13 protein-coding genes are annotated in these 21657 nt (G+C 66.5%); 3 read left to right on the top strand and 10 right to left on the bottom strand.

Going from position 1 to position 21657, the window contains the following annotated elements; genetic code table 11:
* Window positions 1-17 precede the first annotated feature (17 nt).
* From C7C56_RS12735 to C7C56_RS12725, 3 genes are all read right to left on the bottom strand, one after another.
* Window positions 18-1877 carry an ABC transporter ATP-binding protein gene (locus C7C56_RS12735; RefSeq protein WP_106757768.1) on the bottom strand — a complete coding sequence of 620 codons (1860 nt, stop codon included), beginning with the start codon at window positions 1875-1877 and terminating at the stop codon, window positions 18-20.
* Window positions 1867-3618: an ABC transporter ATP-binding protein gene (locus tag C7C56_RS12730; RefSeq protein WP_106757767.1), complete on the bottom strand. Its 1752-nt coding sequence runs from the start codon at window positions 3616-3618 to the stop codon at window positions 1867-1869. Before C7C56_RS12730 ends, C7C56_RS12735 begins: the two co-directional genes overlap by 11 nt.
* Before the next feature lie 91 nt (window positions 3619-3709).
* Window positions 3710-4513 carry a phasin family protein gene (locus C7C56_RS12725; RefSeq protein ID WP_146204455.1) on the bottom strand — a complete coding sequence of 268 codons (804 nt, stop codon included), beginning with the start codon at window positions 4511-4513 and terminating at the stop codon, window positions 3710-3712.
* Between the two features lie 69 nt (window positions 4514-4582).
* Between C7C56_RS12725 and C7C56_RS12720 the strand changes: the two genes are divergently transcribed.
* Both C7C56_RS12720 and C7C56_RS12715 read left to right on the top strand, forming a co-directional pair.
* Window positions 4583-5866 (top strand): amidohydrolase family protein, encoded by a 1284-nt coding sequence (locus C7C56_RS12720; protein ID WP_106757778.1) that lies wholly within the window; start codon window positions 4583-4585, stop codon window positions 5864-5866.
* A gap of 65 nt (window positions 5867-5931) precedes the next feature.
* The gene (locus tag C7C56_RS12715) at window positions 5932-7665 is read left to right on the top strand and encodes a methyl-accepting chemotaxis protein (RefSeq protein ID WP_229458743.1); all 1734 of its coding nucleotides are present in this window, start codon (window positions 5932-5934) and stop codon (window positions 7663-7665) included.
* Between the two features lie 313 nt (window positions 7666-7978).
* Here the strand turns inward: C7C56_RS12715 and C7C56_RS12710 are convergent, their stop codons facing one another.
* From C7C56_RS12710 to C7C56_RS12680, 7 genes are all read right to left on the bottom strand, one after another.
* Window positions 7979-9055 (bottom strand): alpha/beta hydrolase, encoded by a 1077-nt coding sequence (locus tag C7C56_RS12710; RefSeq protein ID WP_106757765.1) that lies wholly within the window; start codon window positions 9053-9055, stop codon window positions 7979-7981.
* 16 nt (window positions 9056-9071) lie between these two features.
* Entirely contained in the window at window positions 9072-12020 is a 2949-nt protein-coding gene (locus tag C7C56_RS12705; protein WP_106757764.1) for an MGH1-like glycoside hydrolase domain-containing protein, read from the bottom strand.
* Between the two features lie 8 nt (window positions 12021-12028).
* Window positions 12029-13903, bottom strand: a complete 1875-nt coding sequence (locus C7C56_RS12700; protein ID WP_106757763.1) for a glycoside hydrolase family 13 protein — start codon at window positions 13901-13903, stop codon at window positions 12029-12031.
* Between the two features lie 17 nt (window positions 13904-13920).
* Window positions 13921-15027 (bottom strand): ABC transporter ATP-binding protein, encoded by a 1107-nt coding sequence (locus C7C56_RS12695; protein ID WP_106757762.1) that lies wholly within the window; start codon window positions 15025-15027, stop codon window positions 13921-13923.
* Between the two features lie 33 nt (window positions 15028-15060).
* Window positions 15061-15933 carry a carbohydrate ABC transporter permease gene (locus C7C56_RS12690; RefSeq protein WP_106757761.1) on the bottom strand — a complete coding sequence of 291 codons (873 nt, stop codon included), beginning with the start codon at window positions 15931-15933 and terminating at the stop codon, window positions 15061-15063.
* The gene (locus tag C7C56_RS12685) at window positions 15923-16807 is read right to left on the bottom strand and encodes a carbohydrate ABC transporter permease (RefSeq protein WP_106757760.1); all 885 of its coding nucleotides are present in this window, start codon (window positions 16805-16807) and stop codon (window positions 15923-15925) included. The genes C7C56_RS12690 and C7C56_RS12685 overlap by 11 nt, the downstream gene beginning before the upstream one ends.
* 61 nt (window positions 16808-16868) lie before the next feature.
* Entirely contained in the window at window positions 16869-18149 is a 1281-nt protein-coding gene (locus C7C56_RS12680) for an ABC transporter substrate-binding protein (protein WP_106757759.1), read from the bottom strand.
* Window positions 18150-18804: 655 nt separating this feature from the next.
* Between C7C56_RS12680 and C7C56_RS12675 the strand changes: the two genes are divergently transcribed.
* Window positions 18805-21582, top strand: coding sequence for a TonB-dependent receptor (locus C7C56_RS12675; protein WP_181373155.1), 2778 nt, complete (start codon window positions 18805-18807; stop codon window positions 21580-21582).
* Window positions 21583-21657: the final 75 nt, after the last annotated feature.

Raw genomic sequence — 21657 nt, 5'->3', positions numbered from 1 at the left:
TCAGCCGCCCGAAAGCCTCACATTGCCAGCTGTTGCAGCAGGTAGAGGCGCTGGTAAAACCCGCCCTCGATCTGCATCAGTTGCTCGTGGGTTCCCGCCTCGGCGATGCGCCCGTGGTTGAGCACCACGATCTGGTCGGCTTCGCGGATGGTCGAGAGCCGGTGCGCGATCGCGACGATGGTCACGCGCCCACGCAATTCGTTGAGCGCCACCTGCACGATCTGCTCGGTCTGGCTGTCGATGTGCGAGGTCGCCTCGTCGAGCAGCAGCAGGCGTGGCTTGCCGGCCAGCGCGCGGGCGATCGCGATTAGCTGCTTCTGGCCAGTCGACAGGCGCGAGCCGCCTTCGCCCAACTCCGTGTCGTATCCCTGTTCGAGCGCGCTGATGAAATCGTGCGCGTGCGCCGCGCGCGCGGCCGCCTCGATCTCGTGCTGCGCCAGGCCGCGGCCCATGTCGATGTTCTCGCGCGCCGACGCGGCCAGCAGGAACGGGTCCTGCGGCACCAGCCCGACCTCGGCGCGGAAGCGCTCGTTGTCGATCGACTCGAGCTGGTGGCCGTTCATCTCGATCGCGCCCGCGGGCGCCGGGTAGTAGCGCAGCATCAGCGAAAGCAGCGTCGACTTGCCGCTGCCGGTATGCCCGACGATGCCGTAAAACGCGCCCTGCGCGATGTCGAGGTTGAGGTCGTTCAGCACGTCGTCGCCCGGGTTGTAGGCGAAGCTCAGGTGGCGGATGCGTAGGGCCGGCGGCGCAGCAGGGACTTGGTGCGGCATGCCGCGCCCCTGCGCAGCGGGCGTCCCTTGCAAGGGACGCTTCCCCGGTTCGCTGTGCGCGGCCGTGTGCGTGGCCGTGGCTTTGCCGGGCGCGTGTTCGGGGGCGCCGGTCTCTTCGAGCAGGGCCGACACGCGCGCCGTCGCCACCACCGCCTGCTGCAAGCCGCTGAACTGCATCGTGATCTGGATCAGCGGCTCGATCACGCGCGCGATGTAGCTGATGAAGGCGTACAGCACGCCCACCTCGACCGCGCTCATGGTGCGCTGCCCGAAGCTGAAGATGACGATCGCCAGCAGCAGCACATTGAGCAGGTCGAGCGCGGGCCGCAGCAAAAAGGCGTTGGCGCGCAGCTCGGCCAGGCGCGCCTTGTAGTGGGCCTGGTTGGTGGCGCCGAAGCGCGCGCCGAAGCGCCGCTCGGCGTTGCTGGCCTGGAGCACGCTCATGCCGCCGATCGATTCGGCGATCTGGCCGTTGATGTCGCTGCGCAGCGCGCGCGCCCGGTGGACCGCCGGCGCCGACAGCCGCTGGTACAGCCAGACGATGGCCACCACCGCCGGCACCAGCGCCAGCACGATCAGCATCAGGCGCCAGTCGAGCCAGGCCATGGCCGCCATGGTGCCGACCAGGACGATGCTGCTGTCGAGGATCACGAACAGCACCTGGATGTAGAGCGTCTTGACGGCCTCGGTGTCGTTGGTCACCCGGCTCACCAGTTGGCCCGTCATGGCGCGGTCGAAGAACGCCATCGGCAGCCGCAGCACGTGCCCGTAGACCCATTCGCGCAGGCGCCGCACCGAGCGCATCGCCAGGCCCGACAGGCGCACCAGCTGCAGGTAGCGCAGCCAGCTCGCGACCCAGCCGGTGACCAACATGGCGCCCAGCATGGCGGCCATGCGCGGCCAGTCGAGCCGGCGCGGCAGCAAGTGTTCGTCGATCAGCATCTTGCCCAAGATCGGGCCGGCGACTTCGAGCGCGGCGGCCAGCACCAGCCAGACCACGGCCCAGCCCAAATGCCTGCGTTCGGGTTCGGCCGCGCGGCGCAGTAGCGCCAGCGCCTTGCCGGTCTGGGCCAGCGCCGGTTTGGCGGGGGTGTCAGGATGCATCGAGGCTGGCCTCCAGTTGTTGGTAGCGCCATTGGGCGGCGTACCAGCCGCCCAGGGCGACCAGTTGGTCGTGGGTGCCCGACTCGCTCACGCGGCCCTCGCGCAGCACCACGATCAGGTCGGCCCCCGCCACGGCCGAGAGGCGGTGGCTGGCGATGATCACGCTGCGCCCCGGGCGCTGGCGGCGCAGCGTCTGCAGGTGGCCGAGGATGCGCGTTTCGGTACCGGTGTCGACCGCCGACAGGGCGTCGTCGAGCAGCAGCAGCGCGCTGTCGGCCAGCAGCGCGCGCGCGATCGCCACGCGCTGGCGCTGGCCGCCCGACAAGGTGATGCCGCGCTCGCCCACGGGCGTGTCGTAGCCCTGCGGGAAGCGGGTGATGTCGTCGTGGATGGCGGCCATGGTCGCGGCCTGTTCGATCTCGGCGCGGGTGGCGTCGGGCCGGGCCAGCGCGATGTTCTCGGCCAGCGTGGCCGAGAACAGAAAGGGCTCCTGCGGCACCCAGCTCTGCGCGCCGCGCAGGGTGGCGAGGGCGTAGGCGTCGAGCGGATGGCCGCCCCACGTCGCTTCGCCATGCTGGGCCGTGAGCTGGCGCAGCAGCACGCGCAGCAGGGTCGACTTGCCGGCGCCGGTCGGTCCCACCAACCCCAGCGTCTGGCCGGGCGCGAGCGTGAGCGAGACGTCCTTGAGCGCGGCCGCGTCCTGGTTCGGGTAGGCGTAGCCGACCCCGCGCAGCGCCAGCGGGCCGGGCGCGATTTGTTCGAGCGTGCCGTGGTCGTCGATCGACAGCGGGGCGTCGAGCATCGGTTGCAGGCGCGCCAGCGCGGCGCGTCCGCGCCCGATCAGCGAGAGCACCCAGCCGGCCGCGAACATCGGCCAGATCAGCTGGCCCAAGTACATCGTGAAGCTGGTCAGCGCGCCGATGGTCAGCTCGTTGTGCCAGACCAGGTAGCCGCCCAGGCCGAGCGTGAGCACGCCGGCCGCCGTCAGCGTCAGGCCGAACGCGGGCTCGTAGGCGGCCTCCCATTTTTGCACCGCGTCGCTGGCGTCGGCCGCTTGTCCGGCCAGTTCGCCGAAGCGCGCCGCGCTGCGCTGCTCGAGGCCGAGCGCGCGCAATGTGCGCACCCCCGAGAGCGACTCCTGCACATGGTTGTTGAGCGCGGCGAAACGGTTGAGCGAGTCGCTCGAGGCGCTGTGGATATGGCTCGAGATGCGCCAGAACGCGTACGCCATCAGCGGGAAAGGCAGCAGCGCGACCAGCGACAGGCGCAAGTCGACCCCGAGCATCATGATCCCTAACACCATCACCAGCGTGAGCGTGCCGTCGAAGCCGGCGAGCATGGCTTCGCCGGCGGCCATCTCGATCGCGTCGATGTCGTTGGTGGCCAGCGCCATCAGGTCGCCGGTGCGCTGCTGCTGGAAGAACGAGGCGCCCTGGTTAGACAGGCGCGCGTAAAAACGGGCGCGCAGCTCGAGGCCGAGCTGGTAGGCCGCCGCGTACAGGCGCATACGCCAGTTCACGCGCAAGACGTAGATGGCCACGCCGATGGCGATCAGTTGCGCGATTTCGGCCAGCAGCTGGTCCTGGCTCATGGTGCGCGCGGCCATGCCGTCGATCATGTTGCCGATCTTGCGCGGCACCCAGACCGTCAGGGCCGCCACGCCGATCAGCATCAGCGCCGAGGCGGCGTACGCGCCCCAATGGCGCCGCACGAAGCCAAACACCAGCGTGGATAAACCCATACCCCGTCCCTTGTCAGCGGGGCCCGCGCACCATTGGCGGGCCGAAGCCCGCTAATTTACTCCGTTTGCCGAAGCCGCGCTGAGCAGGGGGTTATTTCTTCTTGGAAGGCGCCGCAGTTTTTTTTGCGGCGGTGGCCGTTGGCGCGGCCGCTTTTGCGCTCGGTTTGGCGGCGGCCTTGCTTGCCGGCTTGGCCTGCTCGACCGGTGCCGGCTCGGCTTTGGCTTTGGCGGCGGGCTTGGCCACAGCCGCTGGCGCGGGTTCAGCCTTTTCTGCCGGCTTGGCCTTTGCCACCGGCGCGGGTTCGACTTTTTCTGCCGGCTTGGCCTTTGCCGCCGGCGCGGGTTCGACTTTTTCTGCCGGCTTGGCCTTTGCCGCTGGCACGGGTTCAGCATAGTCTTCGGCCCTTGCCCTGGTGGCGGGCTTGGCGTCGGCGACCGGCTTGGCTTCGGCCTCGGGCTTGGCCTCGGCCTTGGCAGTGGCGCTCGCTTTGTTGTCGACCGCCGCCGCCGGCGATTCGGGCTTGGGTGCGGAAACCGCCGCCGGCGCCGGGGCGGCACCGTTTTCGGCCACGCTGGCCAGCAGCGTGACGAACTGCCGTACGGCGGCGCTCGAGGTGTCGACGGCGGCGCGGCTCGCCTGCATGTTCAAGGCCATCAGGCGCTCCGTGTTCTCGAAGCATTTGCCGAAGAACGCCGTCAACAACCCGAGCTGCGCCTCGAAGTCCGACTTGCCGGCGGCGGAAAACTGTTCTGAAATGTGGCTCATGAGCGTCCTTTGGGGTTGTTTGTGATGCAATGCAATATTTCCTAGTCTATCCTGAAAAAGGGCTTGAACACGGCTATTTTCCACCGTATTCTCAAACGACGAGCGCACCGCAGCATCGAATTGTGCCAAGAAATATTTGCTTGGACGCGGCCCCCGCTCTATCGCTACAATAAAAGCTCAGAGCGCTCAGGAGAAATGATGGATCTCGTCATACGCAACGCCAGCCTGCCCGACGGCCGGCGCGATATCGACATCGCCATCGAGCACGGCCGCATCGCCGCGCTCGGCCCGCGACTGGCCGTGCAGGCCGGGCGCGAGATCGACGCGCAGGGCGACCTGGTCACGCCGCCGTTCGTGGACGCCCATTTCCACATGGACGCCACATTAAGCTACGGCCTGCCGCGCGTGAACGCCTCGGGCACCTTGCTCGAAGGGATCGCCCTGTGGGGCGAACTCAAGCCGCAGCTGACCCAGGAGGCGCTGGTCGAGCGCGCCATGCAGTATTGCGACTGGGCCGTGGCGCGCGGCCTGCTCGCGATCCGCACCCACGTCGACATCTGCGACGACCGCCTGCTGGCGGTCGAGGCGCTGCTCGAGGTCCGGCGCCGCGTGGCCCCGTACATCGATTTGCAACTGGTCGCCTTTCCGCAGGACGGCGTGCTGCGCAACAAGAACGCCTTCGCCAACCTCAAGCGCGCCATCGCGATGGGCGTCGACGTCGTCGGCGGCATCCCCCATTTCGAGCGCACCATGGCCGACGGCGCCGAATCGGTGCGCCTGCTGTGCGAGTTCGCGGCCGATAAGGGACTGCGGGTCGACATGCATTGCGACGAGTCGGACGACCCGATGTCGCGCCACATCGAGACGCTCGCCAGCGAGACGCTGCGCCTGGGCATGCAGGGCATGGTGGCCGGCTCGCACCTGACCTCGATGCACTCGATGGACAACTACTATGTGAGCAAGCTGCTGCCCTTGATGCGCGAGGCGGGCGTGGCCGCGATCGCCAATCCGCTCATCAACATCACCCTGCAGGGCCGCCACGACAGCTATCCCAAGCGGCGCGGCATGACGCGCGTGCCCGAACTGCTGGCCGCCGGGGTCGAGGTCGCCTTTGGCCACGACTGCGTGATGGACCCGTGGTACAGCCTCGGCTCGGGCGACATGCTCGAGGTCGCCCACATGGGCCTGCACGTGGCCCAGATGACGGGGCAGGACGCGATGCACCAGTGCTTCCTGGCCGTGACCGAGGCCCCGGCGCGCATCCTCGGCCTCGAAGGCTACGGCATCGCGCCCGGCCGCCACGCCGACCTGGTCGTGCTCGACGCCGGCAGCACGGTCGAGGCGATCCGCCTGCGCGCCGGGCGCCGCCTGGTGCTGCGGCGCGGGGTGGTCGTGAGCGAGGCGCCGGCGGCCGTGGCGACCCTCAAGCTGCCGGGCCGCCCGGCCAGCACCCGTTTCCGCCTTGGCCGGAATGAGGCCTGAAAGCGCCATGGGAATGTTGATTTAGTGCATTATTAGGGTCTGTAGAGACAAAAAAAGGAACTCCAGTGAAGCTTGCCAACATGAAGATCGCCACCCGCCTGAGCGCGCTCGGCATATTTTGCTTTATCTCCGTCTCGGTGCTCGGGACCGGCGCCTGGTTCGCGCTCGACCGCGCCCACCAGACCAGCGACGCGGCGATGCAGCGCGGGGCCGACATGGCCACCGCGACCGACGCGGCGCGCATCGCCCAGGTCGCGTTCAAAACCCAGATCCAGGAATGGAAAAATATTCTGTTGCGCGGCGGCGACCCCGAGCAACTCGAAAAGTACACCAAGGCCTTCAAGGACAGCGGCGTGGCGACCCGCGCGAACCTGGCCAGGACCGACAAGCTGCTGACCAAGCTTGGCATACCGACGCCGCTCGTGGCCGGCGCCGCCCGTATCACCGAGGAGCTTGAAAAAAACTACCTGACCGCGCTGGCCACCTTCGACGGCACCAACCCGGAAAGCTATAAGCAGGTCGACGCCATGGTCAAGGGCCAGGACCACAGCGCCTCCGACGCGATCGACGCCATCGCCAAGTTCACCGAAACCCAGATGGTGGCGGTGTTCGAAAAATCGACCAAGGATCTGAGCGCGATACGCCAGGCGGCGGCGCTGCAATTGGCGCTGTTGGGCATCGTCCTGCTGGTGGCCGGTTCGGCCTTCATGGTATGGCTCACGCGCAGCATCACCGGGCCACTCAACGAAGCGGTCGGCATCGCCAACACGGTCGCCAGCGGCGACCTGACCTCCAACATCCGGCCCGGCGGCAGCGACGAGATCGGTATTTTGCTCAACGCGCTCAAGGCCATGCACGACAGCCTGGCAGACATCGTCGGCAGGGTGCGCGCCGGCACCGACGCCATTTCCCAGGCATCGATCGAGATCGCGCACGGCAACCAGGACCTGTCTTCGCGCACCGAGGAGCAGGCCAGCTCGCTCGAGGAGACCGCCTCGTCGATGGAGCAACTGACCTCGACCGTCAGGCAGAACGGCGACAACGCGAGCCAGGCCAGCAAGCTGGCCGCGGCGGCGTCGGCGGTGGCGCTGCGCGGCGGCGACACGGTCTCGCAGGTGATCCACACGATGGGCGCCATCAACGACTCGTCGCGCAAGATCGTCGACATCATCGGCGTCATCGACGGCATCGCCTTCCAGACCAACATCCTGGCGCTCAACGCGGCGGTGGAGGCGGCGCGCGCCGGCGAGCAGGGCCGCGGCTTCGCGGTGGTGGCGGCCGAGGTGCGCAACCTGGCGCAGCGCTCGGCGGCGGCGGCCAAGGAGATCAAGACCCTGATCGGCGACTCGGTCCTGCAGGTCGAGGCCGGCAGCAAGCTGGTCGACGCCGCCGGCACCACCATGGAGGAGGTGGTCGCCAGCGTGCAGCGGGTCGACGCGATCATCACCGAGATATCGGTGGCGACGGGCGAGCAGAACGCGGGCATCCACGAGATCAGCGGCGCCATCGCGCAGCTCGACGCGGTCACCCAGCAGAACGCGGCCCTGGTCGAGGAGGCGGCCGCGGCGGCCGAGTCGATGGAGCACCAGGCCAGCAGCCTGGCGCACGCGGTCAGCGTGTTCAAGATCCACGCCGACAGCGCGGCCGCCGCGCCGGCGCCGCGCGCCCCGCTGCGCAAGGCCGGCCAGCGCCAGGCCAGCCGGCGCCAGATCGATGCCACGCGCGCGCGCATCGGCGACGAGGCGTCCGCCAAGCCGGGCAAGCCGGCGCCGGCCACGAGCGACTGGGAAACGTTTTAACGGGGCGGCAGAAATCGCGAAGGCCGCGAATTAGTGCGCGGGAAATCGCGCAGATTGAGAACTTCAGTAAAGACCCAAGCCTACATCGTCCTCGGGCTCGGCGCCCCCGCCAAGGGGGGCGCCGAGCCCGAAGACGATGTTGGTTTTTGCTATCAATCCGCCCGATTTCAGTTGCGACCTGATCTAATTTCAGATGCAGTCCCTTGCGGTGTCAAGCAGATTATTCCGGACAGCACTGCGTGCTGGCGGCGCGGCCCGCCACGCCCCCACAGATCAATTGCCAAGCGGCAAACGGCGCTTTGGTCGATTGGCGTCAGTTCTTCACGCCACGCCACGGGAAAAACCAAAGCAGCGGTTTTTCGACGCGCGCCGCCCACGATTTCTCGTTGTGGCCGGCGCCGTCGGCCGCGTGGAACAGCAAATCGGCGCCCTCGCGGTAGCCCTTGGCCAGCATCGCGTCGCGCATGCGCACGGTTTCCTCGAGGCCGTCGTCCTTGGTCCCCGCGTCGATGTAGAACTTGACCGGCACGCGCGCCGGCAAATTGGCGATCATGTCCCTGTTATTCCACCAGAACGAGCTCGATACCCCGCCCGCCTTCGAAAACACCCCGGGGTGGCGCTGCGCGATGGCGACCGAGGCCACCCCGCCCAGCGACGAGCCCATGATCGCGGTCGACTCCCTGCCCGGCAGGGTGCGCAGGGTCTTGTCGATGTGGGGTTTGAGCGTGTCGACGATGAAGGCGCGGTAGCCATCGAGCTTGCCGCCGCCGTGTTTGGGGTCGCAGCACGGTGTGTATTCGGGTATGCGCTCGGGCGTGTTGTCGATCCCGACCACGATGATCTCGTCGAGCTTGCCGGCGGCGACCAAGCGGTCGACCGTCTCGTCGATGCCCCACTCGACGCCGTAGGCCGCGGTCTTGGCGTCGAACAGGTTCTGGCCGTCGTGCATGTACAGCACCGGGTAGCGCTTGGCCGGATTCTCCTGGTAGCTCGGCGGCAGGTAGATGCGCAGCTTGCGCTTGTTTTTCAGCTGCGGCGATTCGAACCCGTCGACGATCGACAGCTTGCCCTGCGGCGCGCCGAAGAAGGGGTAGATATCGGCCGTGCTGCCGGCCGCCAGCCGGTAGGTGCCGCCGATCGCGACGCGCCCGTCGCCCAGGCTCGGCTTCATGCTGATGTCGCCGAGCGCGTCGGGCCACGAATAGACCCAGACGTTGGCGCCCGCGGCGGCCGCCGGGGCCCCCTTCGACCACGTCATCGGCCCCTTGTCGCCGCGCACCATCAGGCGCGACTGGCCGGCGTCGTAGTGGATGCGCACCGTGGTCGCGGCGGCGTTGGCGGCCAGTGCCAGGGCGGCGGCGCCGATCAGGGTGTGGCGCAAAATTGGCATGGGTTCTCCGTGCGGGTTATTGGGTCTGGGTCAGCCGCACGCCGTACAGGTCGACCCTGTTCGACGCGCCGTCGACGCCGCCGGCGGCGCTGAAGGTGCTGTTGCTTTCCAGGTAGCTCATATTGTAAAAGTCGCTCAGTTGGAGCCGGTATGCGCCCGCCTCCAGGCGCGCCGCCAGCGGGGTCGAATACACCAGCGGTGTGTTGGCCTTGTCGATGCGCGCGTGCGGCAGTTGCACCACCCCTTGCGCCACCACGCGTCCGGCGGCGTCGCGCAGCGTCAGCCATTTCACGCCGCCGCTGATGCCAAGGTTGATCTGGTTCGCGCCATTATGGTAGCGCAGCTGGACTTGCCATTGGCCCGCCTCGGGCACCTCGATCGGGCCGACGGCAAAGGTGTCGGCCAGCCCGCCCCAGTCCTTCAGGTGCGGCGCGCCAAAGCGCGCCGCTTTGGGGCCGCTCGGCCCGCTCGGCGCGATGTTCGATGCGACTCGGGCGTCGGTGACGGCGATATCGATGCTGCGCCCGACGCATTGGGGCGCGCTGTGATGGCTGCGGTTGCCCGAGTCGGCAAACTGCGCTTCGACCGCGTAGCACGCGCCGGCGCCGGCGCGGCGGTCGGTCCAGGCGCCGGCCGCCACCTTGGCCGCCACCAGCTTGCCGTCGCGGTAGATGTTGTAGACGGTGTTGCCGGGGTTTTTCGACGGCGCGATGTCGAAGCCGGCATGGCCGGCCGCGTCGCGCGCCAGTTTCGACACGCGCGGCTCGGGCGGGCCGAACACGGCGTCGGCCTCCGAATAAGGGTCGGCCTTCACGCGCGTGATCGCCTGCTCGCCGGGGAGCAGGGCGCCGAGCCGGATCTCTATCGTGTTATCGGCGCCAAGCCGGCGCCAGTCGATCGCCGGCCCGACGGGCGCGCCGTTGAGCGTGACCGCGTCGACCTTGTAGTAGCCTTCGCCGGCCGCCGCCTTCGGGAGCAGCACCCGCACCGTCAGCGCGCGGCCCCGCAGCACCAGGTTGTTGAGGGTGATCGCGTCCGATTGCGCAAACGCCTCGCGCCGCAGGCGCGCCGTGATGAACGGCTTGACGGCGATGCCGCCCGGCGTGGTCGATATCCCGAACACGTTCTCGACCACCATGCCGAGATAGGCGCCGACCGACCACAACTGGCGTTTCGAATTGATCACGGGGCCGATCAGGGCCGGGTTCTTCTCGTCGAGCAGCAGCGGCTGGCCCGACAGCCATTCGAGGTTCTCCATGTTCGACAGGTTGAGCGCGGCGCCGCGCATCAGGGTGTCGTAGGCGGCGTCGGCGACGCTGACGTTGCCGCCCAGAGCGGCCGCCTTGAGCCCGTAGGCGGTCACGAATGGCCACATGGCGCGGTTGTGGTAGACCGGCACGCCAGGCTGCTGCGGATAGATCACCGGCGCGCCCATCGGCCCGTGCGGATAGCGCGCCAGGATCTTGCGCGCGCGCGCGCCGTCGGCCACGCCGGTGACGATGGCCAGCGACTGGCCGAGCCAGTCGAACTTGTGCATCGGGGCGCCGTCGAAGTGGGGCGCGCTCAGGCTGCTGTACATGCCGGCGTCCTCGAGCCACAGGCCCTTGTTGATCGCCTTCTTGAGCGCGGCGGCCCAGGCCGCGTATTTTTTCGCGCGCGCCGCCATGCCCTGTTCGGCCGCCAGCGTGGCCGCCAGCGTCAGCGCCTTGTAGTGGCCGACATTGGTCGACAGCGCCTTCGAGCTCGCCAGCGAGGCGATGTCGTTCATGATCCAGGCGGCGTAGCTCTGGTCGCGCCAGTCGAGGAACGATTGCTCGCCCGTGTACAGGCCCGAGGCCCTGTCGAACGCGGCCAGCCGGTCGTTCTCGAGCGTGTTGCCCAGCGCCGTGAGCGCGCGCGCGGCGAACACTGCGCGCTCGCTGGCGGGTAGCGCCTTGAGCGCGGCCTCGGCCCCGAAGGCCCAGCTCACGCGGTCGGTGCTGACCGGCCAGCTGCCGCCGCTGCCGGTGTCCTGCACCAGCTGCAGCCCGCCGTAGGTGCTGCCCACCTGCGCGGCCGGCGTGATCCCCGGGCGCCAGCCCGAGAGCTTGAAGTTGAGCGAATTGACCACCCGCGCCGGGTCGAGCATGGCCAGCCCGAGGTGCGCGGCGTAGGACAGGTCGCGGGTCCAGACGTAGTGCCATTTTTCGCCCGTCTCGAAGCAGTCGCAGGCGATCGCGGCGCCGCCGTTGTAGTTGCCGTCGCGGATCTCGCGCACCGCGTTTTGCCGCATCTCGGCGCCGGCCAGCGCGAACAGGGCGTCGAAGGCGAGGTTGCCGCTGCGCACGTTGGGGACCGCGGCGTTCTCGGTGTAGCTGGTGTGCTGCGGTCCCGGGTCGCGCAGCTGCATGGTGCTCGAGTGGGCATAGGTGCGCAGCTTCGCGGCGGCGTCGGGCGTCGAGTAGCGCGCCGTCTCGGTCTGGCCGTCGAAGGTGCGGTAGGGGACCGCGGCGACGCCCGCGTGGCCCGCGTGCGGGTCGGTCGCCGCCACCGGCGCATTTTCCAGGCGCACCACGCGCAGCACCGGCGCCTTGGCGTCGTTGACGTCGATGCGGAATTTATAGGCGGCGGTCTTCTTGACGAACAGGTAGTCCTCGGGACCCGGATGCGGATCCATCTTGTAGTCGGTTCCGGGCGCCACCGTCACGCTCGCGTCCGGATTGACGACCCATTCGGCGCTCCAGTCCTTGTGGCCGACCTTAAACGCGTGGTTGCCCGGACTGATCAGGATTTCGACCTCGTAGACGCCCTTGCCCTTGTAGACCAATTGGTTGTCGGTGCCCCAGCCATTGAAGCCGCCGCGCACGAACAGGTCCTTGGCCAGCGGCGCAGCGTCGCCCGCCGCCTGGGCGGGGGCGGCGAGGGGAAGCGCCAGGGCGGCGAGGGCGAGGCTGAGGCGGGTCAGGTTCATGCGGGTCAGGTTCATGCGGGTCCTTAGAGTTCGAGGATCACGGCCGAGCGGGCCGGCAGTTTGAGTTCGGTGCGCAGGTCGAAGCGCTGGCCGCTGATGACGTCGACGCCGCCGGCCACGCCGCCGAGCATCTCGTGGAAACGCGCGGTCGGCAGCGCGACGTCCTTGCCGTTCTTGTTGAACGCGACCAGCACCTTTTGTTTGCCGTCGTAGCGGAAGTAAACGTAGGTGCCATTCTCGGCGCCGTAGTGCATCATCTTCCCGTGGTGGATCACACTTTTGTTTTTGCGCCAGTTGGCCAGCTTGCGCACCAGCGCCTGCGCCCCGCGCTGGGCGGCGCTCAGGCCCTCGCCGGTGAAGGCGCTCACCTTGTCGCCGGCCCATCCGCCCGGCATGTCCTGGCGGTAGCTCGAGTCGTCGCGGCCTTTGGTGGTGCTGGTCATCTGGACCTCGGTGCCGTAGTAGAACTGCGGGATGCGCGGCATCGTCATCAGGTAGGCCATCGCGATGCGGTACATGCCCTGGTCCTCGCCCACGACGCTGAACATGCGCGGCACGTCGTGGTTGCCCTCGAACAGGACCAGGTTGCCCGGGTCGGGATACAGGTAATCTTGCGAGAGCAGCTCGTAGACGTCCTGGAAGCCGGCGCCGGTCTCCTTCTCGGCCAGCGCGCCGCGCATCGCCTCGGCCATCGGGAAGTCCATCACGCTCGGCAGCGAGTTCACATAGCCGTCGAAATTGCGCTTGCCCCGCTGCCAGCGCGACACCACCGCCGGCGACTTGTGCCACTCCTCGCCGACCATGTTCAGGTTCGGGTATTCGGCCATCAGGCGGCGCGTGTATTCGGTCAAAAAGGCGCCGTCCGAGTAGCCGTAGGTGTCGATGCGCAGCCCCGACAGGCCCGCGTATTCGATCCACCAGATGTTGTTCTGGATGAGGTAGGTCGCCACCAGCGGGTTGGTCTGGTTCATGTCGGGCATGTTCGGGCCGAACCAGCCGGTGGTGAAGTTCTGGCCATCCTCGCGCGCCGCGTAGGGGTCCTGCACCGAGACCCGGTGGTGCTGGGTCCCGACGAATTTGCCGCCGTGGTTGGTCCAGTCGGGGGTCGGCATGTCCTTCATCCACCAGTGGTTCAAGCCGATGTGCGAGAGCACCACGTCCTGGATGATGCCGACGCCCTTTTTGCGGCCCTCGTCGGCCAGCCGCTTATAGTCGGCGTTGCTGCCGTAGCGCGCGTCGATGCGGTAGTGGTCGGTCGCGGCGTAGCCGTGGTAGGAGTAGTTGTCCATGTCGTTCTCGACCAGCGGGGTGGGCCAGATCTGGGTGAAGCCCAGGTCGGCGATGTAGCCGAGGCGGTCGATCATGCCCTGCAGGTCGCCGCCGTGGCGGCCGTGGCCGAGTTTTCGGTCGAGCTTGTCGGGCATGGCGGCGACGCTGTCGTTGGCGGCGCTGCCGTTGGCGAAGCGGTCGGGCATGACCTGATAGATCGCGTCGCTGCTGTCGAAGCCCTTGCGCGCGGCCGATCCGGGGGCGCGCGCGAGCAGCTCGTAGCTGTATTTGACGCCCTTGCCGGCGCCGTCGAAACGGATGTCGAACTTGCCCGGCACGGTCGACGGCGCGATCAAGAGGTCGATGAACAGGTAGTTTTTGTTGGCCACCCGCGTGACGCGCTCGATGCTCACCCCGGGCCACGACAAGGCCGGCGTGAGCTCGGCGATGCGCTCGCCGTGCACCATCAGCTGCACTTTCTTTTCCTGCATGCCGGCCCACCAGAACGGCGGCTCGAGATGGTCGATGCGGTAGTCCTTGGCCTGCGCCAGGCCGGCGCCGAGGCACAGGCAGGCGGCGGCGATGGCGGAGAGGGCGGAGAGGGCGCGCGCTTTGATGGTGGGGTTCATGTTTATCCTTTGGGGGGTCAGATGAGGCGTTGTTCGGTGGCCGGGTCGAACAGCACGGCCTTGGACAGATCGAATGCGAGCGTGAGCGGGCGGCCCGCCGTGGCGCCCGCGCGCGGGTGGGTGCGGCAGGTGAGGCGGGCGCCGTTGAACCAGGCGAACACCAACGTGTCGGGCCCGGTCGGCTCGATCATCTCGACCGTGCAAGCGACCTCGCTCGGGTGGTAGCCGGCCCCGCCCGCGCCGGCGCGCGCGCTGGCCGCGTCGGTCACATGCTCGGGGCGGATCCCGAGGATGACCTCGCGCTGGTGCAGGCCGGCCAGGTTGGGCGGCAGCGCCAGCATGGTCGTCACGCCGGCGTGTTCGAGCGCGAAGCCGTTGGGCCCGATCCGGCCGCGCAGCAAGTTCATGCTGGGCGAGCCGATGAAGCCGGCCACGAACAGGTTTTGCGGATTGTCGTAGATATCCTGCGGGCTGCCGAACTGCTGGACCACGCCATCCCTCATCACGGCGATCTTGTCGCCCAGGGTCATGGCCTCGATCTGGTCGTGCGTGACGTAGACGATGGTGGTGCCGAGGCGCTGGTGCAGCAGCTTGATCTCGGCGCGCATCTCGACGCGCAGCTTGGCGTCGAGGTTCGAGAGCGGCTCGTCGAACAAGAACAGGGCCGGATCGCGCGCGATGGCGCGCCCCATCGCCACGCGCTGGCGCTGGCCGCCCGACAGCATGGCTGGCTTGCGATCGAGCAGGTCGGTCATCTGGAGCGTCTCGGCGACCCGCTCGACGATGCGCTTTTGCTCGTCCCTGGGCACCTTGCGGATGCCGAGCCCGAACGAGATGTTCTCGCGCACCGTCATGGTCGGGTACAGCGCGTACGACTGGAACACCATCGCGATGTCGCGCGACTTGGGCGGCACGTCGTTGACGACGCGATCGCCGATGCGGATCTCGCCTTCGGTGACGCTCTCGAGCCCGGCGATCATGTTGAGCAGGGTCGACTTGCCGCAGCCCGAGCCGCCCACCAGGATCAGGAACTCGCCGTCGTTGATCTCGAGGTCGACGCCCTTGAGGACCTCGGCCCCGTTGGGGTAGACCTTGCGCACATTGCGTATCGATAGACTCGCCATCCTCATTGCCCCTTTTTGCTATCCATTTTTTTTCTATCCCTTTACGGCGCCGGCCGTCAGGCCGCGCACGAAGTATTTGCCCGCCACCAGATACAGCAGCAGCGTCGGCAGCGCCGCGATGATCGCGCCGGCCATGTCGACGTTGTATTGCTTGACCCCGGTCGAGGTGTTGACCAGGTTGTTGAGCGCGACCGTGACGGGCTGCGCGTCCGAGCCGCCGAACACGACCCCGAACAGGAAGTCGTTCCAGATCTGGGTGAACTGCCAGATGAAGCAGACCATGAAGATCGGCAGCGACAGCGGGAAGATGATCTTGCGGTAGATCAGGAAGAAGCCGGCGCCGTCGATGCGGGCCGCCTTGACCAGCTCCTCGGGCACGCTGACGTAGTAATTGCGGAAGAACAGGGTGGTGAACGCGAGCCCGTAGACGACGTGCACGAACACCAGGGCACCGGTGGTGTTGGCCATCCCGGCCAGGCCCAGCAAGCGCGCCATCGGCAGGATCACGACCTGGAACGGGATGAAGCAGCCGACCATGAGCGCGGTGAACACGATCTCGGCGCCGCGGAAGCGCCAGTGCGCGAGCACGTAGCCGTTGAGCGAGCCGATCATGGTCGAGAGCAGCACCGCCGGCACCGCCATCTTGAGCGAATTCCAGAAATACGGCGCCAGCCCTTCGCACTGGGCACCGGTGCACGCCGTTGACCAGGCCTTGCCCCAGGCCGCGCCGGTGGGCGCGAGCGGCAGGTCGAGCAGGTTGCCGGCGCGGATCTCGTCGAGTGACTTGAACGAGGTCGACAACATCACGTACAGCGGCATCAGGTAGTACAGCGCGCACAGGGCCAGCAGCAGGTACAGTGCGGCGCGCCCGAGCGGGAGCCGGGCGCCCGGTGGTTTAACGGCCATGGCGCGGTTCCTTCGTCTCGAGGTACATCAGCGGCACCAGCACCGCCAGCACCGTGGCCAGCATCATCACGGCCGAGGCCGCGCCGAGCCCGATCTGCCCGCGCGCGAACGAATACTGGTACATGAACACGGCCGGCACGGTCGTCGCGTTGCCGGGCCCGCCCGAGGTCAGCGCCATGACCAGGTCGAAGCTCTTGATGGCGATGTGGGCCAGGATCAGCAGCACGCTGAAGAACACCGGGCGCAGCGAGGGGATCACGATGCGCCGGTAGATGGTCGGCAGGCCGGCGCCGTCGACCTGGGCGGCCTTGATGATGCTCTCGTCGATGCCGCGCAGGCCGGCCAGGAACAGCGCCATCACGAAGCCCGAGGACTGCCACACGGCGGCGATGACGACCGTGTAGATCGCCATGTCCGGGTCGATCAGCCAGTCGAAGGTGAACTCCGCAAAGCCCCATTCGCGCACCATTTTCTCGAAGCCGAGGCCGGGGTTGAGGATCCATTTCCAGGCCGCGCCGGTGACGATGAACGACAGCGCCATCGGGTACAGGTAGACCGCGCGCAGCGCGCCCTCGAGCCGGATTTTTTGGTCGAGGAAGATCGCCAGCGACAGGCCGACGGCCAGGCTGATGGCGATGAATAGGCCGCCGAAGATGGCCAGGTTGGTCATCGCCACGGTCCAGCGCTCGAGCTCGAACAGGGCGGCGTACTGGCCGAAGCCGCTGTATTCGTAGTTCGGCATCATGCGCGACTCGGTCAGGGACAGGTAGCCGGTGATGGCGATGAAGCCGTACACGAACAGCAGCGAGGCGAGCACGGTGGGCGCGAGCACGAGGCGCGGCAGCCAGCGGTCGGCGAGGGCGGAAAGGCGCAAGGGGGGCTTTCGGAAGGTTCGGTGTCGATGCGCCCGCCACCAAGGGCGGCGGGCCGTTCGCTTACTTGGTTTTGGCGGCCTTGGCCAGCGCCGCCGCAGCGTCCTTGGACGACATCGACGAATTCATGAAGCGCGAGATCACGTCCATGATCGCGCCCTGCGCGGCCGAACCGACCGCCATGTTGTGCGCCATGCTCGGCACGAAGGAGGCGGCCTTGCCGCTCGCCTCCATGTCCTTCATCGACTGCAGGGCGCAGCTGTCGAACTTGGCGCTTGGGACGCCCGAGCGCACCGGGATCGACCCCTTGTTCAGGTTGAACGCCTCCTGGAATGCGGGGCTCATGATGGCGCTGGCCAGCACAAGTTGCGATTTCTGGTCGTCGGCGCGGCTCTTTTTAAACATCAGCATCGAGTCGATGTTGAAGGTGTAGGCCGCGGCCGTGCCCGGGGCGGGCAGGCACAAGAAGTCGGTGCCCGGTTTTTTGCCGGCGGCGGTGAATTCGCCCTTGGCCCAGTCGCCCATGAACTGCATGCCGGCCTTGCCGTTGATGACCATCGCGGTCGCCAGGTTCCAGTCGCGCCCGGCCGCATCGCGGTCTATATAGGTCTTGATCCTGGCGAGAGTGTCGAACGTCTTGACCATGGTCGGGCCGGCCAGCGTTGCCGGGTCGAGCTGCACCAACGCCTTTTTGTAGAATTCGGCGCCGCCGACCCCGAGCGCCACCGACTCGAACACGGTCGCGTCCTGCCACGGCTGGCCGCCGTGCGCGAGCGCGACCATGCCGGCCGCCTTGATCTTGTCGGCCGCGTCGAAAAACTCGGCCAGCGTCGCGGGCGCCTTGGCGCCGGCCTTTTTGAGCACCGCCGGATTGACCCACAGCCAGTTCACGCGGTGCACATTGACCGGGGCGGCGACGTAACTGCCCTTGTACTTCATGACCGCCGCGACGGCCGGCGGCAGCAGGCTATCCCATTTTTCGGCCCTGGCCACCGCGTCTATATTGGCGAGCACGCCCTCGGCGCCCCATTCCTGGATCGCCGGTCCCTTGACCTGGGCCGCGGTCGGCGCGCCGCCCGAGATCACGCGCGCCTTGAGCGCGGTCGCCGCGTTCTCGCCGGCGCCGCCGGCGACGGCGAAGTCCTTCCAGTTGACGCCCTTGGTGGCGAGCGTCTTTTTGAGCTCGGCGATCGACTTCGCCTCGCCGCCCGAGGTCCAGTAGTGGAGCACTTCGACCTCGGCCGCGGTGGCGCTGGAGGGAGCGATGGCGCCGGCGCTGGCGAACAGGGCGCACAGCGCGCGCAGCGCCGCGCCGCGCGGGCGCCGGGACGGGATCTTGGTCATTTGGTCTCCAAAAGCGTTGTTTTTCGTAGTTTGACTACTTAAATTTATGGGATCGAGGATACTACATCGATGTGGCAGTGGCAATTGTTAGCGACCCGGGTCCTGAAGGGTGCTTTGGCAATCATTTAGTTTAGGTACATAGGGGCGCGACCGTTGCCGCCTTTGCCCGTGCGCCTTCCCGTGTGCCCAAAGTGCAGCGGCAGGGCCACAAAGTTGTACTCGCGACATTGACGGACGTGCGCATCCGGTCAGAAGCCGGGTCGAACGGCGGGCGTTATTCATTAGTATTTTGTAATCTTGCTTCATAAGGATGTTGCTTATTAGCAACAGCCACTGGCAAGACATCGCCGTCGCAGGGTTTTTATGGTGCAATGGTGCTCAAAGTTGGTGAGATTCTTACGAAATGTAGTCCAATTACACGACACTGCCTTGTCCTTTGTAGCTCAAATACAACGAGGATCGACTAAAACGAGATGATAGCCTCCAAAAATGCCATATTTTGTTAGTGCATCACAACTCTCGTTGACAGTGCATCTAGTTTTAGTACAAAATTGATTTCATGACGACTTAGAGCGTTTGTAACTGGATCCCGTGTTTTAGGCTGCCTGGCTGTAGTTGCGGGAAATTATGTAGTTCTGATGAAATGAGGGGACAAATGAAAATTTTCGCAAACAAGGGCAACGTGGACACGGCTCAAAGCAAGGCCTTCAGGCTCAATCCGGTCGCTGCCGGTTGCGCGCTGCTGTTGACCGCGATGGCGGCCAATGCGTATGCCGCCGACCAGGAAGCGCCGGTGGCCGTTGACGCCACCACGGCGGAAGACAAGAAGAAAGAAGCGGCGGCGCCGATTCAAACGGTGGTCGTCTCGGGCATCCGCCGCGGTATCGAAGCGGCGATCTCCGTCAAAAAGAACGCCGACTCGATCGTCGAGGCGATTTCGGCCGAAGACATCGGCAAATTGCCGGACCAAAGTATCGCCGAGTCGATCTCGCGCCTGCCAGGCGTATCCTCGCAACGCGTCAGAGGCGGCGGCGCCCAGGCAGTCTCGATCCGCGGCATGTCCCCGGATTTCTCGACCGCCCTGCTGAACGGCCGCGAGCAAGTGTCCACCGGCGACAGCCGCGGCGTGGAATTCGACCAGTACCCCGCCGAGTTGCTCGGTGGCGTCATGATCTACAAGACCCCTGACGGCGCGCTCGTCGGCCAGGGCCTGTCCGGCACCATCGACCTGCAGACCGTGCGTCCGCTCGACTTCGGCAAGCGCGCCATCGCCGGCAACTACCGCCGCGAAAAGAACGGCGTCGGCGCCGGCTCCGGTCCCGACGGCGAAGGCTCGGGCGACCGTTTCAGCATCTCCTACATCGACCAGTTCGCCGACCGCAAATTCGGTATCGCCCTCGGTTTCGCCCGTCTCGACGGCACCAGCGGTTCTACCAGCCGCTTCGAATCATGGGGTTCGGGCGAAACCCAGTACAACGGCGCCACCGTCAAAGTGCCATACAACGGCTTCAATGCGTGGACCGACCAGAGCGAAGGCACCCGCGACGGCGTGATGGCTGTGCTGCAATTCCGCCCGAGCCGCGACTTCAACACCACGCTCGACCTGTTCTACTCGAAGTATGACCGCCTGTCCCAGTCGCGCGGCTTCCAGGCGCCTTTGAACGACAGCTGGAACGATCCCGCCAGCACGGTCGACCGTCCAGGCCAGTTGATCAATGCGGTAATCGCCAACGGCAGCGCCACCAGCGGCACCTTCAACAATGTGCGCCCCGTGCTGCGCAACGACGCACAGAAGTCGGTCAACGAGACCAAGTCGATTGGCTGGGCGACCGATTTCAAGATCAACAGCGACTGGAGGGGCCGCACCGACGTCAGCCACAACACGGCCAGCCGCGACGCGATCGATACCGAAACCTACGCCGGCACCACGGGCGCGATGGGCAACATCGGCTTCACCGCCGGCAGCCAGGTGTTCACCAGCAGCTTGAACTACGCCGACCGCGCCGTCACCAAGCTGACCGACGTCCAGGGTTGGGGCGGGGCCGACGTCCAGGCCGGCTACATCAAGTTCCCAAAAGTAGAGGACAAGATCTCGGCCTTGCGTTTCTCGGTCAAGCGCGACCTGCCTGAAGGCATGTTCTTCAGCAACGTCGATCTGGGCTTGAACATTTCGGACCGCTCCAAGCGGCGCGAATTCACCGAGGCGCTGCTGTCGATCAAGGGTGGCGGTCGTTTCGCCTCCGTCGCGATGCCTGGCTCGTCGACCGGCGGCACCGCCGGCACCGGTCTGCTCATCCCGACCTTCGACCCGACCGCGAACCTTGGCCTGTATGATCAGAAGCAGAAACTGCATCCGGACATCTACAACAAGGATTGGGTTGTCAACGAAAAGGTCACCACCGCTTTCGCCAAGATGAACATCGATTCGACCCTGTTGGGCAAGCCCCTGCGCGGCGCTGTTGGCCTGCAGTTGGTCAACACGGAGCAGGATTCGACAGCGTACTCGGTCAACAGCGCCCGTCCGGTCGCGACCGTGAACGTAGGCACCAGCTACACCGACGTGCTGCCAAGCGCGAACTTCATTCTGGACGTGGCCGACCAGCAATCGGTGCGCCTGTCGGTGTCGAAGATCATGGCCCGCCCGACGATGAACGACATGCGTGCAAGCAATTCGTTCGGCATCGACACCACCAAGAACATCTACTCCGGCGGTGGCGGCAATCCGAAACTCGACCCGTTCCGCGCCAAGGGCCTGGACTTGTCGTACGAGCGTTACTGGGGTATCAAGGCGTATGCCAGCGTCGCCGCCTTCTACAAGAAGATCGACACCTACATCGTCACCACCAGCCGCGCCTTCGACTTTACCCCTTACCTGACGGCTGGCACGCCAGTGCTGGCATCGAAAATCGGCGAGTTCAACGCGCCGATCAATGGCAAGGGCGGCAACATGAAGGGTCTCGAGGCGACCGTGTCGCTGCCGCTCAACGTGGTCACGCGCTACCTCGATGGTTTTGGCGTTGTCGTCAACGCCGCCGTCACCTCGAGCGACCTGAACGTGCCCGACACCAGCGACGGCGGCTCCGGCAACATGCCATTGCCCGGCCTGTCGAAGCAAGTGGGCAGCCTCACGATGTACTACGAGAAGCATGGTTTCTCGGCCCGCGTGGCGCAGCGCTACCGTTCGGACTTCGTCGGCGAAATCACCCAGTTCGCGGGCGACCGCCAGGCGACCTACATCAAGGCCGAGAAAGTCATGGACCTGTCGCTCGGTTACGAGTTCCAGAACGGCCCGTTGAAGGACCTGTCGTTCAGCTTGTCGGTAAACAACTTGCGTAACGCTCACTTCATCCGTTATCGTAAGACCAAAGACAATGTCATCCAGGACGACAAGTACGGCAAGCAAATCTTGCTGGGCGTGAACTACAAGATGTAATTGTCAGACTAAGAGGGCTAAAGCCCCTTGCCGGGAGTTTCCGGGCAAGGGGCTTTTTTTTGTGGCGCGTCACTT

The sequence above is a fragment of the Massilia glaciei genome (assembly GCF_003011895.2).
Classification (GTDB): domain Bacteria; phylum Pseudomonadota; class Gammaproteobacteria; order Burkholderiales; family Burkholderiaceae_D; genus Telluria_A; species Telluria_A glaciei.
This window is presented reverse-complemented; position numbering and strand designations above follow the sequence as displayed.